The following is a 16,192-nucleotide window of genomic DNA, read 5'->3' as shown; positions in this document are numbered from 1 at the left end:
GATCGGAAGGGTGTCCGTCATGAGCAAGCTGCAAATCAAGCCTGGTCAGAGCGTCGTCGTGCTGGGCAAGCCGGACGACGTCCAGCTGGAGTTCGAGTCCACGGGTGACGTGGCCTCCGCCGATGCCGTGCTCGCCTTCGTCACCACCGCCGGCGACCTTCCCGGGGCGGGGGCGCAGGCCGCGCTCGGCGCCGCCCGGCGCGATGCCCTCGCCTGGGTGGCCTACCCGAAGGGCGGCAGGCTCGGAACGGATCTGAACCGCGACACCCTGGCCGCCGCCCTGTCCGAGCAAGGCGTGCGCCCCGTGCGACAGATCGCCATCGACGACACCTGGTCGGCGCTCCGATTCCGGCCGGGTGGCTGACCTGCCGCAGGAGCCGGGGGCGTCGACTCCTCGACGCACACCACCGCGGAACGTGCCTCGGAGTACCCCGTACACTGACTGCCCTTGTCGGCCAACGGGGAGAGTGTTGCAGCATGAACCATCAGGACGGCGCCAACTGGATGCTGAGCGAGACCCCCATCTACGCCCGCCTCGTCGAGGAGTTGGGTGACGTCCCCACCGAGGTCAACCGCGTGAGCGTGCAGATTCACCGGGAGGCGGACCGGGCCGTCGACTTCAGCGCGCTGCGCGGCTGGGCGGCATGAGCGGCCACTGCCTGCCGCGCTCCTGAGCATGCCCTGAGGGCCCGGCCCCGGATGAGTTGCCGGGGGGGGGTGTCCGGGGAGTGACCCGGCCGACCGCTCACGACGGCCTCCTCCGCCTTTTTCCACCACCCTCCGGCCCGCCGTCGGCCCCGCACCGGGTCCCGAGTCAGCGGACGAGCCCGGCCTGTGCCGTCGTGCGCCGTCGTGGTCCAGGGCTGGACAGGGCGGCGTAACGGTGTCGCTGATCGGCACGATCTGCCGGTGGGTGTCGTCTTGCGGCACGTCCTTGTTCGTCACCGTTCGTCACCCGCTTGAGGCTGTCCGCCGCGGCCGGCGACGGGACGCGACGCGTGGGCGCCCCGGCCGTCGGCGGCGTATGCGCGGGAAATCGTCACCGGCGTGCGGGAGTTGACCGTCGGCGGCGAGCGGACGGGGGAGGGGGACCGGCCGTGGCCGAAGGGCTCGGGCCAGTGGCCTCTGCGGTGGGGACGTCGCGCGGGCGCAGGCCGCCGATCAGGCCGAGGATCAGGACGGCGATGCCCAGCCATACCGACGGACTCGGCGTGCCGCTGCCCGTGACGGCGCCGACGACGGCCGCGGCGAGTGGTGCGATGCCGGTGAGCAGCCCGGCTCGCCCGGAACCCGCGGCGCGGACCGTCGAGTACCACAGGACGAAGGCGACCGCCGTCACCAGCAACGCCAGATATCCGACCGCCGCCCACTGAGACCCGGTCAACTCGCCCACGGCCGACGGCCCTTCCCGCGTCACGCCGAGGGCGGCCAGCATCACGGCAGCCAGCCATATCGCGTGCACGGACACACCCCACGGCGAGTGCCGACGGAGCACAGGCACGGCGCACAGCGTGAACGCGGCCTCGCAGCCCAGGGCCAGCACCGCCCAGGCCACTCCGACGGCATCGGTGCGGCCGGTGCCCTCGACCAGCACCGCGCCCGCCATGACGACGGGCGCCGCCCACAGGACCTGCCGGCTCGGCCTGCGCCGTTCCAGGAACGGGCCCGCCACACCGAGGACCACCGGCACGCAGGCGACCGCGACGGCGATCACCGCGGGTTCCGCATGGGCGACGCCCCGGACCACGGCCACGTTGAACAGGACCAGCCCGGTGACGGCGATCCCGGCCAGCCACAGCCACTCGCGGCCGCGCGGCCGGAGCAGGCGCGCACCGGCGAGCCGGGCCATGACCAGGAGGATCGCGGTCGCGGCGGCGTACCGGACGGCCTGGGTGGTGAACAGCGGGGCGTCGACGAGCGTGTGCGAGACGGTCACGCTGCTGCCGACCAGCGCCATCCCCACCATGCCCGGCAAGAGCTGGGCGAAGGAAGCGGAAGGTGTCTTCATGGCGTCCAGGCTGCCTCCACAATGGACGTCATGAGCAGGTCCACAGAGCCATCGGTACGGGGGTCCAAAACCTCGCACCCGGCCACGAGTGCAGGAGCGGAGGCGTCGGCGGACGCCGCGTCGGCCGCCGGGGCGGGTGTCGGCTCGGACTTCCTCCAGCTGGACATCGGCCAGGCGCCGCCCGGCGGGCGTACGGCCTGGCTGGCCGACCGGCTGCGGTCGGCCATCGCCGACGGCAGGCTGCCGGTCGGCGCACGGCTGCCCGCCAGCCGGGTGCTCGCCGAGGAACTGCGTGTCACCCGCGGCGTGGTCACAGAGGCGTACCGGCGGCTCGCCGAGTCGGGACAGATCGCCGGCCGCGGCCGGCTGGGCACGGTGGTCGTCGCGGCGCCCGCCGCACCCCGCGTCCCCGCCACGGCCATGCCCCGCGACCGGGACCGCGTCCGCGGCGCGGCCCCGTCGGGGCCGGGGGCCGTGCTCTTCGGCTCGGGTGACCGCGAGGGCGTCGTCGACGCACTGCGAGCCCTGCCGAGCCGTATCGACCTCTCCCCGGGCGTCCCTGACCTCGCCGCATTCCCCCGCACGAGCTGGCTGCGCGCCGAACGCGCCGTCCTCGCGGGTGCCACCCCGGCCGACTTCGGCTACGGCGACCCCCGGGGCGCCCCCGCGCTCCGCACGGCCGTCGTCGGCTGGCTGGCGCGCAACCGGGGCATCCGCGCCGACCCGGACGAGGTCGTGGTGGTCGCGGGCGTGGCGCAGGCACTCGGCCTGCTCGGGCAGATCCTCGCGGCGGACGGAATACGGCGCATCGCCGTCGAGGATCCCGGTTCGCTCGGCGCGCGCCAGCAGTTGGAGTACGGCGGCCACGAGATCGTGCCCGTTCCCGTGGACGCGGCCGGCCTCGACGTCGCGGCGCTGCGTGCCGGCGGCGCGCGGGCGGTGCTGCTGACCCCGGCCCACCAGTTCCCGACCGGTGTCGTCCTCGACGGCGAACGCCGTCGCGAGCTGCTGAGCTGGGCGGCCGGCGGCGGTACGGTCATCGAGGACGACTACGACGCCGAACACCGCTACGACCGGCCGCCGGTGCCGGCGCTGCGCTCGCTGATGCCCGAAGGCGTGTGTTACGCGGGCAGTGTGTCCAAACTGCTCGCCCCGGCGCTCCGCGTGGGCTGGCTGCTCGTACCGCAGAACAGGCTGGACGCGCTCGTGGCGGCCAAACGCTACGCCGACCTCGGCAACGGCATCCTGACCCAGCTCGTCCTGGCGCGCCTGATGGACTCGGGTGAGCTGGAACGGCACCTGCGCCATGTCCGGCAACGCCACCGCCGACGCCGGGACGCGATGCTGCGGGCGATCGAGAGGCACCTGCCCGGCGCCCATGTCCACGGTGCGGCCGCCGGCCTGCACCTGACGGTCACCTTCGGCAACCCACCGGGCGGTGCCCGTGACGGCCTCCGGGACACGGACCTCGCGGCGGCGGCTCTCGCCCAAGGGGTGAAGGCGCACCCACTGTCCTGGCACCGGATCACCCCCGGTCCGCCGGGCCTCGTCCTCGGCTACGCGGCGGGCCCCGCGCACGAGCTCGACGAGGGCATCGCCGTCATCGGTTCCGCGCTGAGGGGTCTGCGCGGCTGAGCCCGGTGCACGCGCCGGGAGTGCGTGGCGACGTCCACGCCGGCACCGCCGACGGTGACCCGGGCGGGCTACCGGTGTGCCGGGTGGACAACTCGCCGAAGTCGGTGGGCCCGTAGAAGCCCGGGCGGCGGGCGGGTGCGGCCGAAGGCGGCCCAGCCGGTCCCCGGCTCGGCCGCGTCGCTTCCGGCCGGTTCGCCGTCGCCGGGGCAGCCGGGCGTCCCGGTACGGTGCGCCCGCGCGCTCGGCCGCCGCGGACGGCGTGAACGATCAGGTGACTGCGCCGGTCGCACCTTCCTGCAACTGTTCGGCAGGTCGGTCCGCTCTTGGATCAGCCTGTGGTGCAGTACTTTTCCGAGAGTCCGTACAGCTGGCTGTGCCGCCCCCCGACTGATGAATGCCGCGATCGATGCGATGTGGTGACCTCTCCTGCGCGCACCACGAACTGTGAGCAACTGCCCCTGAACACAGCGGAGTCCACGGCCCTTCATGCTGACTGGCTCCTCGGGGACGCGGAGGCACTGTGAACGAGACCGAAGTACTGATCATCGGTGGCGGGCCGGTCGGGCTGGCGCTCGCCCTGGACCTGCGCTCCCGGGGGGTGTCGTGCCTGGTCCTCGAAACCACCGACGGCCGGGTACGCCATCCCGGAGTCGGCACCGTCGGTCCCCGGTCCATGGAGCTGATGCGCCGCTGGGGCCTGGCGGAGCGGATTCGCAGGACCGGCTGGCCCGGTGACCACTCGCTCGACATCGCCTGGGTGACAGCGGTCGGTGGGCACGAGATCCATCGTCTCGGCTTCGGCACCACCGACACCCGTCCGGCCCTGCCCTACACCCCGGAACCCGAGCAGGTCTGCCCGCAGCACTGGCTGCTCCCGCTCCTCGCCGAGGCGGTGGGACCCGAGGCACTGCGGCGCGAGTGCCGGCTGGACTCCTTCGTCCAGGACGACGACCAGGTCCTCGCCACCGTGACCGACCTGGCGGACGGCAGCCGCCTCGACGTCGGGGCCCGATACCTCGTCGGCTGTGACGGCGCCGCCTCCCGTGTGCGCACCGCCCTGCGGATCGCGGCACCGCCCCGGCGCCCGACACGGGTCTTCCGCAACATACTCTTCCGGGCTCCTCGGCTCCGCGAGCAACTCGGCCCCGACGGCGCCCTGGTGTACTTCCTGACCCAGCCCCCGGACCTGCGCTACCCGCTGCGGGCGATGAACGGCAGGGACCTGTACCGGCTGACCGTCGGCCACCGCACCTCGGCCGACCCCATCCGGGCCATCCGGTCGGCGATCGCCCTGAAGACGCCCATCGAGGTGCTCTCGGACAACGTCTGGCACCTGACCCACCGGGTCGCCGAACGCTACCGCCACGGCCGGGTGCTGCTGGCCGGGGACGCCGCCCACACACTGTCGCCCTCCGGCGGTTTCGGGATGAACACCGGCATCGCGGACGCGGCCGACCTCGGCTGGAAGCTGGCCGCAGAACTCGCCGGCTGGGCAGGTCCCGCACTGCTCGGCTCCTACGAGCAGGAGCGCCGCCCCGTGGCCGAACTCAGCCTGACCGAGGCCGACGGCAACCTACGCCGCACCCTCGACCGCCGCCTGCCCACGGAGATCCTGCTCGACACCGCCCAGGGCGCCACGGCGCGGACGCGCCTCGCCCGGGCCATCGAACGCAGCGGTGTACGGCGCGAGTTCGAGGCCCCGGACATGCACTTCGGCTACCGCTACGCCTCCCCGGTGATCGTTCCGGACGGCCGCACCGCGTACGACTGGTGCGCCGACCTCGTGGCCGGCGGCCGGGCCCCGCACGTCCGGCTGGGGTACGGGGCCTCCAGCCTGGACCTGTTCGGTCACGGCTTCCACCTGGTCGCCTCCGACCCCCGCCCCGACCTGCCCGCGCTCGACGCACTGGCACGCGCCTTCGGCGCTCGCCGGGTCCCGTTCGCGCTGACCCGGGCCCCGCTCTACGCCAGCCCGTACGCCCTGATCCGGCCCGACGGCCATGTCGCCTGGCACGGCGCCGAGTTGCCGGCCGACCCCGGTGCCCTGGTGGACACCGTGCGCGGGGAGCGGCGATGACGTTCGGCCCGGCCCGCATTGCCGGCCCGAGTCGGCCCGGCGGCACAGGCGCCCTCGGCAGCCATGCCGCAGCCGCGCTGCCCGCCCGAATACCCGGAACGTAACAGCACGTTCTCCACGGGCTGCCGCGCCGTGCAACCGCCACCGCCATCCGCTGAACGGGCGCATCCGTGAGCGGGCCCGGCCGCCGTTCCCCCACTCCCGTCCGCGTGCCCCCGGTCCGGTCCGCCAGTCCGGTCCGCCACGCACCGAACCGACCGATCACCGGCAGGAGTTGTCGCCATGCGTGTCCTCGTCACCGTCACCGGATCGTCCTCCCACGTGAATGCCGTGCTGCCCCTGGTCGCGGCGCTCGCGGCAGCGCGCCACCAGGTGCTCGTCGCGGCCCCGGCCCATCTGCTCGGGCCGTTCGACAGCCCGCCGGTGCAGCGGGAACCACCGCTGACCGATCCGCACACCACCTTCTCGCCGCAGGCCGAAGGACCGCCCGAACGCCGCGCGTTCGACCTGTTCGCCGGACCCCACCTCATCGACAGCTACCGTGCGCTGCTGCCCGTGGCCCGCGCGTTCGCACCCGACCTGGTCGTGCGGGACGGCGGCGAGTTCGCCGGATACCTGGTGGCGAAGTCACTCGGACTGCCGCACCTGGCCGCGCCCTCGGGAGCGGCCAACCACCTGAACCCCGCGGCCCTGCAACCGCAGCTCAACCAGCGGCGCGCCGCGCTCGGACTACCGGCCGAGGACGACCCCGACGCCATCCACCGGCACGGCCGGCTGGACTGCATGCCCCCGGAGTTCTCCTTCGCCCGCCACCCGACCGGCAGGTCCTACCGCTACCGACAACCCTCCGAGATCGATCCCGGCGCCGTACTGCCGCCATGGGTGGCCGAACTCCCCGCCGACCGGCCACTGGTGCTCGCTTCGATCGGGACCGTACTGCCCAGCGTCCCGCCCCACGTGCTGGACGTGCCGGCCCTGCTCGACGCCGTCGTCGACGGTCTGGCGGCGCTCGACTGCCAGGCGGTGGTGGCGACCGGCGGCATTGCGGTGGAGCGCCCGCAGACGGCGGGCCACGTGCACCTCGTGGACCGCGTGCCGCAGCCGATGCTGCTGCGCTGCACCCAACTCCTCGTCACCCACGGCGGGTACAACAGTGTCAGGGAGGCGGTCGGGGCGGGGGTGCCGATGGCCGTGCTGCCTGGCTTGGGTGACCAGCTCGCCAACGCCGACCGGGTGCAGGAACTGGGTCTGGGCCGCCGTGTCCCCTCGCCGGACGAGGTGGCCGCGGTGTGCCGGCAGGTGCTGAACGACCCCGAGGTGGCCGCACGCTCCCGGCACGCCCAGCGGCGGATGCTCGGCCTCCCACCGATCCAGGCGGCGGTGAGCGACCTGGAGAAGGTCGCGAGCGGGGGAGCGTGAGATGGAACGGGACGACTGCGACGTCGTGATCGTCGGCGCCGGACCGACCGGCCTGGCCCTCGCGGTGGGACTGCGTCTGTACGGGCTGCGGGTACGGGTCCTGGAGAAGCAGGACAGCTGCAAACGCGAGGCCCGCGCCGGCATCGTCTGGCACCGGGCCATGGAAGTGCTGGCCGACCTCGGCTGCGCCGAGCGGTTCGTCGAGGAAGGAGTGCCGCTCAACTCGACCGAGCTGATCGTCCAGGGGCGGACGGTCGGAGTCCTCGACCTGACCGCGAGCGGCACCCGCTGGCCCAACCCGCTCTCGATCGAGCAGGACGCGGTGGAGCGGCTGCTGGCGGAGCGGCTCGGAGAGGTGGGCGGCTCGATCGAGTGGTCGACCGAGGCGACGGCGGTCCGGGTGGCCGAGGACGCGGCCGAGGTCGAGGTCCGCTGTGCGGACGGCCGGCCGCGGACGCTGCGCTGTGCCTGGGTGGTCGGCTGCGAGGGCTCGCACAGCCTGGTGCGCAAGGCCACCGGCGTGCCGTTCGACGGCGGCCCGCGGCGTCACCTCCAGGTCGCGCAGATCAACGCGAAGGTGGACTGGCGGCTGCCGTACCACGGGGACCGCAACCTCCTGTTGGACAAGGACCTGTCGCTCGGCTGCGCGCCCCGCCCCGGAGGCGGCTACCGCTGCTTCGCCTTCACCCGCGAACCGGACTCGACACCACTCACCCCGGTGACCGTCGAGGAGATGCGGCAGCTCTTGATGCGGGCCGCTCACGACTCCGACGTATGGCTCACACCGACACTGCCGGAGTGGACCAACCGGGCCCGGTTCCAGGACCGGTTCGCCCGCACGCTGCGCTCCGGACGGGCCCTGCTGGCCGGGGACAGCGCGCACCTGTGGGCGCCGATCGGCGGACGCGGCCTGAACACCGGCCTGCGCGGTGCGCACAACCTGGCCTGGAAACTGGCCAGTGTGGTACGCGGCTGGGCCCCGCCCGAGCTGCTGGACACCTACTCCGCCGAGCAACGGCGCACCGCCCTGCGGGTGATGCGTCGCACCAGGCGTGACGTGCTGGAATCGCCGGGCACATGGCGGGTCTTGCTGGCGATGCGGCTGGTCGGCCGTCACGTACTGGGCACCCGATGGGCGACCGACCGCATCCGCGGGCGACTCGCCGACCTGGACCTGGACCACCGGGGAAGCCCGCTCTCGGCACCCGGAGGCGGCGACCGGATGCCCGACCAGCAGGTCTGGGCGGACGGTGGCGAACACCGCCTGCGCGCCCTGCTCTCCTACCGGCACTGGACCCTGCTCTCGGTCGGCGAACGCCCCGCACCCGCCCCGGCACTGGCCTCCTGCCCCATGCCGGTCACCGTCCGCGCGGTGTCCCCGACACACGCCTCACGCCAACTACCCGACAATTCCCTGGTACTTGTCCGTCCCGACCTGCACATCGCCCTTCAGACCCGAAGCCCCGAGGAGGTGACGGCCTACCTGGGACGATGGTGCACCCACCCCAGGACCGCCTCCGGGCAGTGACCGACCTGGAGTACTTGGACCCGAGCGTGAACCAACCCCCTGACCACATGCCTGTCCACGCGCCCTCTTAACATCACACAACGACTTCACCGAACGGCGATGGAGTCGTGCATCTAGGAGGAACGGTCATGCAGGCTCGGAGGATCGGCGCGGCCGCCGCGACAGCGGTGGCGCTTCTGGCTGCCCGCGACCTTGTCCAGAAGAGGCATGCGCTGCTCCGGAACTTCCCGGTGATCGGGCACGCCCGGTACCTGTTGGAGACGATCGGGCCGGAGCTGCGGCAGTACATCGTGACCTCCAACGAGGAGGAGCGGCCGTTCAGCCGTGACCAGCGTTCCTGGATCTACGCGTCGGCGAAGGAGGAGAACAACTACTTCGGCTTCGGGACCGACGTCGACGTCGAACATGTGCAGGGGCACGCCTACCTCAAGCAGCGCACGTTCGCCGGCACTCTTCCCGACGCGCACGACCCGCTGGCGCCGTTGCCCTCGGCCAAGGTGCTGGGCGGGCCGCGCGGGCGTGCCAAGGCGTTCCGGCCGGCGAGCGTGGTGAACATCTCGGCGATGAGCTTCGGATCGCTCTCCGGCGCGGCCATCACGGCGCTCAACAAGGGGGCGGCGCTGGCGGGCACGATGCACAACACGGGCGAGGGCGGCCTGTCGCCGTACCACCGTAACGGCGGCGACCTCGTCCTCCAGATCGGTACGGCGTACTTCGGCTGCCGCAACGAGGACGGCAGCTTCAACCTCGACAAGCTCAAGGACGTGGTCGCCGGCGCCCCGGTCAGGGCGATAGAGATCAAGCTCTCGCAGGGGGCCAAGCCAGGGCTGGGCGGGATGCTGCCGGGCGCGAAGGTGACCCCGGAGATCGCCCGGATCCGCGGCATACCGGTCGGCAAGGACTGCGCCTCCCCGTCGCGGCACACCGCGTTCAGCGACGTCGACTCGATGCTCGACTTCGTCGAACTGGTCGCCGCCGAGACCGGTCTGCCGGTCGGGGTCAAGAGCGCGGTCGGAGAGATGGGCTTCTGGCGGGAGCTGGCCGCGCTGATGGCGCGTGGCGACCGCGGTGTCGACTTCGTGACCGTCGACGGCGGCGAGGGCGGCACCGGGGCGGCGCCGCTGATCTTCACCGACTCGGTGTCGCTGCCGTTCCGGATGGGCTTCTCCCGGGTCTACGGCGCCTTCGCCGAGCTGGGTCTGACCGACGACCTGACCTTCATCGGCTCCGGCAAGCTCGGCCTGCCCGAGAACGCCGCGGTCGCCTTCGCTCTGGGTGCCGACATGGTCAACGTGGCCCGTGAGGCGATGCTGTCCATCGGCTGCATCCAGTCGCAGAAGTGCCACACCGACAAGTGCCCCACCGGCATCGCCACGCAGAACCAGTGGCTGGCCCGCGGCCTCGACCCGGCCTCGAAGGCCACCCGGGCCGCTGTCTACCTGCGCACCCTGCGCAAGGAGCTGACCAAGGTCTCGGCAGCCGTCGGGGTCGCCCACCCGGCACTCATCACCGCCGACGACATCGAGATCATGAACGGTGACTACGAGGCCCGCACCCTGGCCGGCGTCTACGGCTACAAGGACGGTTGGGGAGAGCTCGGCCCGCACCTCGCCGACGAGATCACGGCCCTGCTCACCACCAAGCCGACCGCCGTCCGGAAGCCGACTGTCTGACGCACCCTCACCCGCCCATGAACAGGCGGGCTGCGAGAGCGTCGTCGGCCCGCACTCGGCGAGAACCCGCCGGGCGCCTCGCGTGTCAGCAGGCAGGCCGGCACGCGAGGGGACCGGGATGCCGCGCTATGACGCCCTCGGGCTCAACAGCGCGGCGCGGACGCAGTCTTCGGGGCGCGCCGCACCACCGCGGCGGCGCGCGTCCGCTCCTCGTATCCCTCTCTCGTCCGGAGGTTCGCCCTATGACGGTCCTGCCCGCCCGTGCTCCCTTCGGTGCCGCGTATTACCACGAGTACACGCCCGCCCACGACCGCACGGCCGACCTGCGGGAACGGCTCAGGAGCGACCCGGACCTGATGGCCGGGGCCGGGTTCACCGTCATCCGGGTCGGCGAGTCCGTCTGGTCGACCTGGGAGCCGGACAACGGCCACTTCGACCTGGACTGGCTGCAGCCCGTCCTCGACGGCGCCCACGAACGCGGCATCGGCGTCGTCCTCGGCACCCCGACGTACGCCGTACCGCCGTGGCTGGCCCGTCAGTACTCCGAGATCAGCGGCCAACGGCGCACCGGAGAGCGGATCGGCTGCAGCGCCCGCGAGGAGGCGGACTTCACCCGCCCGGCCTGGAGCTGCTCCACACCACGGCGTCTTCCAGCGCTTCGTCGACCACCTGCGGGCGAAGTACGGCGACGTCGAGACTCTCCACCGGGAATGGGGCCTCGCCTACTGGTCCCACCGCCTGTCGACCCGGGCCGACCTGTGGACCCCCGACGGCAACGCCCAGCCCCAGTACGACGTGGCAAGGCGGGAGTTCCAGGCCCGCCAGGTCACCGAGTTCATCGGCAGGCACGACATGCAGGACGGCCTGCTCCTGCCCGGCCCCACCCCCGACGACCACCGACAGCAGTGGAAGACCACCGGCGTCTGGGCACTTAGGCAGACCGCCGACTGAATGTACGCCTCGCGCCAGGCGCTGTTCCTGGTCACCGAGACCGACGCCGGCTCCATCGGCTTCCCCTGGGACAACCGCCCGACCTACGACGGCCAGTGGCGCCAGGCGGCCTGGGCGCTGGTCGGCCGCGGCGCCCGCGTGATCGAGTACCGGCACTCGCACACCCTGCACCACGGCGTCGAGACCTACTGGGGCGGCGTCCTGCCCCACACCGGCCGCCGGGTCGCACCTACGCCGAACTCTCCTGGCCGGGCGGGGAGTTCGAGACCGCGGGGCCCCTCGTCGCGGGCCTCGAACCGGACGCGGACATCACGCTCGGGTACTCCACGCCGAGCGAGTGGCTCATGCAGAGGTACCCGCCACTGGCCACCCCGGACGGCGAACCGGACCCCGCCGGCCACCACCGGATCGTCGCCCCCTTCTGCCGCGGCGCGTTCGACGCGGGCCGTCAGGTGCGCATCGTCCACGCCCGCCAACTGCACGACCCCCGTGGCGAACGCCCCGGCCCCCCCCGAGGAGGCGGCTCGCCACCCGACTGGCTCGCTGCCTACGCCCACGCGGGCGGGCACCTCGTCCTCGGCCCGCGCACCGGCTACGCCGACCAGGAGGCCCGCGCCCGCCGGGAACCGGCACCCGGGCGCCTCGCCGAGGCCGCGGGCGTCAGCTACGACGAGTTCAGCGACCTGGCGCGGCCGATCCCGGTCCGTGCCACGGACGGCGGCCCGCTGCGGCTGCCCGAGGACGCCACGGCGACCGGGTGGGCCGACGGCCTGACGGTCACCGACGCCGACGTACTGGTCGTGTACGAGCACCCGCACTTCGGCCGCTGGCCGACGGTCACCACTCGCCACCACGGAGCGGGGCGCATCACGTATGTCGGCACGGTCCCGGGCCGTGGCCTCGTCCGGGCGCCGGGCGCATGGCTGACGCCCTCACCGGTCGGCGGCTGGCGCGATCCGCCGCCGACCGTCACCGCGACGACCGGCACCTCACCGGACGGCCGCCGCGTCCACGTCGTCCGCAACTGGAGCTGGGAACCGGCCCGTGTCACGGCATCGGTGGACCTGACCGACGTCCTCGACGGCGGCCCCGTGCCGGCCCGCGCCCCGCTGGAACTCGGCCCGTGGGACGTACGGATCCTCGTCACCGCGGACGAAGCCCCGACGGCCCAGGACGAAGCCCCCGTGTTTCCCGACCGGCGCCCCTCCGGCTGACCGGGCTCCTGTCACCGGGGCCGGCTACCGGTCGGCCGGAGTGATCCGACGGCCTGTGAGGTGCGTGGGCCGGATCGACACCCACATCTCGCGCCCGCCGCCCGCCCACGGCCTGGTGTGGGCCCGTTCGGTGAGCCGGTGGACGGCCCCGGGCTCCGTCACCACGCTCGCGGGGCCGATCGCGAGCACGCTCCAGCCCTGGCTCAGCGCCTCGTCCACATGGTCGACCTCGAAGGCGACCTCCCTGCCCGCGGCTGCCGCCGGCGCGGCACCGGGTGCGGTCCGGAAGGCGATGGCGTCGTCGACGACCTCGTAGTTGACCGGGACGACCGCCGGGCGGCCGTCGGAGGACGACACCGCGACGCGCCCCACACCGTGTGTGGAGAGCAGTTCGCGGCACTCGTCCGGGCTGAGATCCCGCAGCTGCGGGTGGAGCAGCGCGTGGCCCTGCCCAGGTGGGAGATCCATGCCTCCGCCGCGCAGCGCGGCGACCGTGGTGCCCAGGGCGTCGGCCAGCCTGATGACCGTGGCCATGGTCGGATCCGCGGGCCGCTCCTCCAGGTAGGCCAGGTAGTCGGGGGACATCCGGGCGCGGCCGGCCGTCTCCTCCCGGCTGAGCCCCCTCCTGCGGCGCTCGACCCCCACGCGCCGGCCGATGTCGCCGGGATTCGCCGTCCCGGCCGGAGGGGCGGTCAGGTACCCGGCCTCCGCCTCGTCCGTGCCGGGCCGCGTCTCTCGTGCGGCGGCTGCCGGCCCGACCTGCTCAAGATGACGGATGTGGGCGTCGGGCCCCGGGAACACGAGGGTGACTTCGTCCGTGTCCGACCAACGCACGTCGTACGGGGGCGTTCCGTCCTCGTGGTGGAGTCCGACGATCTTGCCGTCGCGCCTGGTGGCGCCGGTCGTCGGGCTGTCGATGACGAGCAGGTCGCCGAGGTGAGCTCGCATGATCGCCGCCCTCTCCTCGCAGGGGTGCTGTATCCAACCTGCCACGCGGGGCGCGTGGTCGCATGGTCGCACGGGGCCGTGTTGCCCTGGAGTACGGCGGGGGTGACCGTGGAGAGGGGGAGCGAGGAAGTGAGAACCGTGCGAGCGCTCGTTTACCACGGCCCGGCACAGACCTCCTGGGACAGCGTCCCGGATCCCGTGATCGAGGAGCCGACCGACGCGATCGTACGCATCGACGCCACCACCGTGTGCGGCAGTGATCTGCACATCCGGCGGGGGGACTTTCCCGAGGTGAAACCCGGGACGGTGCTCGGTCACGAGGCCGTCGGCGAGGTGCTGGACGTCGGCGCCGACGTCCACCGGCTGCGCCCCGGGGACCAGGTGATCGTGTCGTCCGTGTCGTCCTGCGGTGACTGCGGGGAGTGCCGGGCGGCCAGGTACGGCCAGTGCCGTGGGGGCGGCGGATGGATCCTGGGGAATCTGATCGGCGGGACCCAGGCCGAGCTGGTCCGGGTGCCGTTCGCCGACCACTCCGTCACCCGATGTCCGTCCGATCTCCCGCTCGACGACGCCGTACTGCTCGCCGAACTCCTCCCCACCGCCTACGAGGTAGGGGTCCGCAACGGACATGTGTCCCCGGGAGACACCCTCGTCGTCGTGGGCGCGGGCCCCGTCGGCCTCGCCGCGGTGATCGTGGCGCGGCTCTACTCGCCCCGCCGGATCGTCGTCGTGGACCTGGCCGGCGCCCGTCTGGAGACCGCGCTCAGGGTCGGCGCCGACGCCGCCGAGTCGCCGGGCACGATGATCGCCGAGCTGTCCGAGGGGCCGGGCGCCGACGTGGTCATCGAGGCTTCGGGCGATCCGGACGGCTTCGTGCTGTGCACGCGCGCCGTCCGCTCGGGGGGACGCATCGCCAACATCGGCTCGCACGGCAAGCCGGCGACGCTGCATCTGGAGTCCCTGTGGCGCAAGAACGTGACGATCAGCACCGGTCAGGTGGACACGTCCGCCACCCTGTGGCTGCTGGAGCTGCTGGAGCTGCTGCGCTGCGGACGCCTGCCCGTCTCCGGCCTGGTCACCCACACCTTCGGCCTCAGCCGCATGGAAGACGCCTACGAGCTGTTCGCGCACGGCGCCACGACCGGAGCGCTCAAGGTCGTACTCCATCGCGAGTGAACCAGCCCCGGCAACCCGTCCGGCGCGCTGGATCCCCCCGAGCTGCCTGCCGCGGCGACCCCATGAAAGGCGGTGGGGAACATGACGCTCCCTCTGGTCGTGGGCGTCGACGGATCGGACTCGTGTCTGACGGCGGTCGACTGGGCCGTGGCCGAAGCCGTACGCCACGGTCTTCCGCTCAGGCTGGTGTACGGCTCCCTGTGGGAGCGCTACGAGGGCGGCCTGCCGGCAGCGGGCCACGAGCGCCCCTCCGAGCAACTGTTGGCGGAGCACATCGTCGCCTCCGCGGCCGACCGTGCCGCACGGCGCGCCACCGAGGTGAAGGTCACCACCGAGATCCTCCCGGAGGACGCGGCGGACGCCCTCGTGCGCGCGGGCGACCATGCCTTCGCGCTGGTGACGGGGTCGCGTGGGCGTGGTCGGCTGCAGGGCATGCTGCTCGGTTCGGTCGGTCTGGCCGTGGCTGCCCGCGCGCCCTGCCCGGTGGTCGTGGTGCGGGGCGACCCGGCAGGCCTGGCAGGCACGCACGAGCGGATCCTGCTCGGCCTCGGGGATGCCGACACGGGGGCGGAGGCCGTGCGGTTCGCCTTCCGTGAGGCCGAGGTGCGCGGCTGTGTGCTGGACGTGGTGCGCGCCTGGCGCAGGCCCGCCCACGACCGGATCGGCGACCGGGCAGCGGCCGCCGACACCCACGCGCAGCGCGCCTCGGCGCTGCTCGACGATCTGCTCGGCGCCGCTGCCACCGCGTATCCGCACGTCCGTACGCGCCGGGCCACTCCAGAAGGCTCGGCGGGCAGGATCCTCGTGGACCGGTCGGCGGCCGCGGATCTCGTGATCATCGGGGCGGGACACAGAGCGGGGCGTTTCGGACTTCAGCTCGGTCGGGTGAGCCACACCCTGCTGCACCACGCCTCCTGCCCGGTCGCGGTCGTGCCGCAGCGTCACTGACCGCGTCCGCCGCCGCGCGTCATGCCGCAGGATGCACTTCTCTGGCGGTGCGGCGATGCGTCCCGCAGCGTGGAGTACGGCGCCGGCGCGCACGTCCAAAGAGGCGTCGGAAGAAGAGAGGTGGCACGCATGGACAAGGATGTCTCCGAGCGCCGGGTGGTGGTCGGTGTCGACGGGTCGCCGTCCTCGTACGAGGCCCTGCGCTGGGCCGTGCGCTACGCCGGCCTGCTGGACGCCACCGTGGACGCCGTCGCGGCGTGGGAGCTGCCGGGCCTGCACGGCTGGTCGGCGCCCGCCGTGGACATGGAGGTCGACGAGGAGGAGACCCGGGAGACGCTGCGCGAGGAACTGACCGACGTACTCGGCGCGGACGCGGTCGGCTCGGTCCGGCCCCACGTGGTGCACGGCAACGCCGCCGACGTTCTGCTGCGCGCCGCCGAGGGAGCCGAGGTACTCGTCGTCGGCAGCCGGGGGAGGGGCGGATTCGCCCGCGCCCTCCTCGGTTCGGTCAGCCAGCACGTGTCCCAGCACGCGGACTGCCCGGTCGTGATCGTGCGCACCACGTCGTCATGAGCGTGGCGTCGACCGCGACCCCTTGGCCGGCTTCCACGCGGC

General features: G+C 73.1%; 12 protein-coding genes and 1 pseudogene. 11 read left to right on the top strand and 2 right to left on the bottom strand.

What is annotated here, in order from left to right:
- Positions 1 to 19: 19 nt before the first annotated feature.
- Positions 20 to 364, top strand: a complete 345-nt coding sequence (locus ACZ4MF_RS19095; RefSeq protein ID WP_467493139.1) for a hypothetical protein — start codon at positions 20 to 22, stop codon at positions 362 to 364.
- A 113-nt stretch (positions 365 to 477) separates the two neighbouring features.
- Entirely contained in the window at positions 478 to 648 is a 171-nt protein-coding gene (locus tag ACZ4MF_RS19090; RefSeq protein WP_467493138.1) for a hypothetical protein, read from the top strand.
- A 391-nt stretch (positions 649 to 1,039) separates the two neighbouring features.
- Here ACZ4MF_RS19090 and ACZ4MF_RS19085 read toward each other — a convergent pair whose 3' ends face one another.
- A complete protein-coding gene (locus ACZ4MF_RS19085) occupies positions 1,040 to 2,008 on the bottom strand; it encodes a DMT family transporter (RefSeq protein ID WP_467493137.1) in 969 nt (322 codons plus the stop codon).
- Between the two features lie 21 nt (positions 2,009 to 2,029).
- Here ACZ4MF_RS19085 and pdxR point away from each other — a divergent pair, with 21 nt between their 5' ends.
- From pdxR to ACZ4MF_RS19055, 6 genes and pseudogenes are all read left to right on the top strand, one after another.
- On the top strand, positions 2,030 to 3,643 hold the full coding sequence (gene pdxR, locus ACZ4MF_RS19080; RefSeq protein ID WP_467493136.1) for a MocR-like pyridoxine biosynthesis transcription factor PdxR: 1,614 nt from the start codon (positions 2,030 to 2,032) through the stop codon (positions 3,641 to 3,643).
- Positions 3,644 to 4,163: 520 nt separating this feature from the next.
- Positions 4,164 to 5,720, top strand: coding sequence for an FAD-dependent monooxygenase (locus ACZ4MF_RS19075; protein ID WP_467493135.1), 1,557 nt, complete (start codon positions 4,164 to 4,166; stop codon positions 5,718 to 5,720).
- A gap of 282 nt (positions 5,721 to 6,002) precedes the next feature.
- A complete protein-coding gene (locus ACZ4MF_RS19070; protein WP_467493134.1) occupies positions 6,003 to 7,139 on the top strand; it encodes a glycosyltransferase in 1,137 nt (378 codons plus the stop codon).
- A 1-nt stretch (position 7,140) separates the two neighbouring features.
- A complete protein-coding gene (locus ACZ4MF_RS19065) occupies positions 7,141 to 8,667 on the top strand; it encodes an FAD-dependent monooxygenase (RefSeq protein ID WP_467493133.1) in 1,527 nt (508 codons plus the stop codon).
- 128 nt (positions 8,668 to 8,795) lie between these two features.
- Positions 8,796 to 10,340 (top strand): FMN-binding glutamate synthase family protein, encoded by a 1,545-nt coding sequence (locus tag ACZ4MF_RS19060; RefSeq protein WP_467493132.1) that lies wholly within the window; start codon positions 8,796 to 8,798, stop codon positions 10,338 to 10,340.
- A 242-nt stretch (positions 10,341 to 10,582) separates the two neighbouring features.
- A pseudogene (locus ACZ4MF_RS19055) lies at positions 10,583 to 12,505 on the top strand (beta-galactosidase).
- A gap of 24 nt (positions 12,506 to 12,529) precedes the next feature.
- On the opposite strand, the gene ACZ4MF_RS19050 reads toward ACZ4MF_RS19055, so the two are convergent.
- Positions 12,530 to 13,453, bottom strand: a complete 924-nt coding sequence (locus tag ACZ4MF_RS19050) for a pyridoxamine 5'-phosphate oxidase family protein (protein ID WP_467493131.1) — start codon at positions 13,451 to 13,453, stop codon at positions 12,530 to 12,532.
- A gap of 138 nt (positions 13,454 to 13,591) precedes the next feature.
- Between ACZ4MF_RS19050 and ACZ4MF_RS19045 the strand changes: the two genes are divergently transcribed.
- The 3 genes from ACZ4MF_RS19045 (at position 13,592) to ACZ4MF_RS19035 (ending at position 16,150) form a co-directional block, all read left to right on the top strand.
- Positions 13,592 to 14,629, top strand: a complete 1,038-nt coding sequence (locus ACZ4MF_RS19045; protein ID WP_467493130.1) for an alcohol dehydrogenase catalytic domain-containing protein — start codon at positions 13,592 to 13,594, stop codon at positions 14,627 to 14,629.
- An 81-nt stretch (positions 14,630 to 14,710) separates the two neighbouring features.
- Positions 14,711 to 15,577, top strand: a complete 867-nt coding sequence (locus tag ACZ4MF_RS19040; protein ID WP_467493129.1) for a universal stress protein — start codon at positions 14,711 to 14,713, stop codon at positions 15,575 to 15,577.
- 129 nt (positions 15,578 to 15,706) lie between these two features.
- Positions 15,707 to 16,150, top strand: coding sequence for a universal stress protein (locus ACZ4MF_RS19035; RefSeq protein ID WP_467493128.1), 444 nt, complete (start codon positions 15,707 to 15,709; stop codon positions 16,148 to 16,150).
- Positions 16,151 to 16,192 lie beyond the last annotated feature (42 nt).

The organism is Streptomyces sp. NPDC025793 (assembly GCF_055558375.1).
Note: the sequence above shows the minus strand (reverse complement) of the source record. Positions and strands in the feature narration are given on the sequence as shown.

Bases quoted from the DNA above. Each gene is read 5' to 3' on its own strand.
- ACZ4MF_RS19095 (WP_467493139.1), top strand. From the start codon at position 20: ATGAGCAAGCTGCAAATCAAGCCTGGTCAGAGCGTCGTCGTGCTGGGC.
- ACZ4MF_RS19090 (WP_467493138.1), top strand. From the start codon at position 478: ATGAACCATCAGGACGGCGCCAACTGGATGCTGAGCGAGACCCCCATC.
- ACZ4MF_RS19085 (WP_467493137.1), bottom strand. From the start codon at position 2,008: ATGAAGACACCTTCCGCTTCCTTCGCCCAGCTCTTGCCGGGCATGGTG.
- pdxR (WP_467493136.1), top strand. From the start codon at position 2,030: ATGGACGTCATGAGCAGGTCCACAGAGCCATCGGTACGGGGGTCCAAA.
- ACZ4MF_RS19070 (WP_467493134.1), top strand. From the start codon at position 6,003: ATGCGTGTCCTCGTCACCGTCACCGGATCGTCCTCCCACGTGAATGCC.
- ACZ4MF_RS19065 (WP_467493133.1), top strand. From the start codon at position 7,141: ATGGAACGGGACGACTGCGACGTCGTGATCGTCGGCGCCGGACCGACC.
- ACZ4MF_RS19060 (WP_467493132.1), top strand. From the start codon at position 8,796: ATGCAGGCTCGGAGGATCGGCGCGGCCGCCGCGACAGCGGTGGCGCTT.
- ACZ4MF_RS19050 (WP_467493131.1), bottom strand. From the start codon at position 13,453: ATGCGAGCTCACCTCGGCGACCTGCTCGTCATCGACAGCCCGACGACC.
- ACZ4MF_RS19040 (WP_467493129.1), top strand. From the start codon at position 14,711: ATGACGCTCCCTCTGGTCGTGGGCGTCGACGGATCGGACTCGTGTCTG.
- ACZ4MF_RS19035 (WP_467493128.1), top strand. From the start codon at position 15,707: ATGGACAAGGATGTCTCCGAGCGCCGGGTGGTGGTCGGTGTCGACGGG.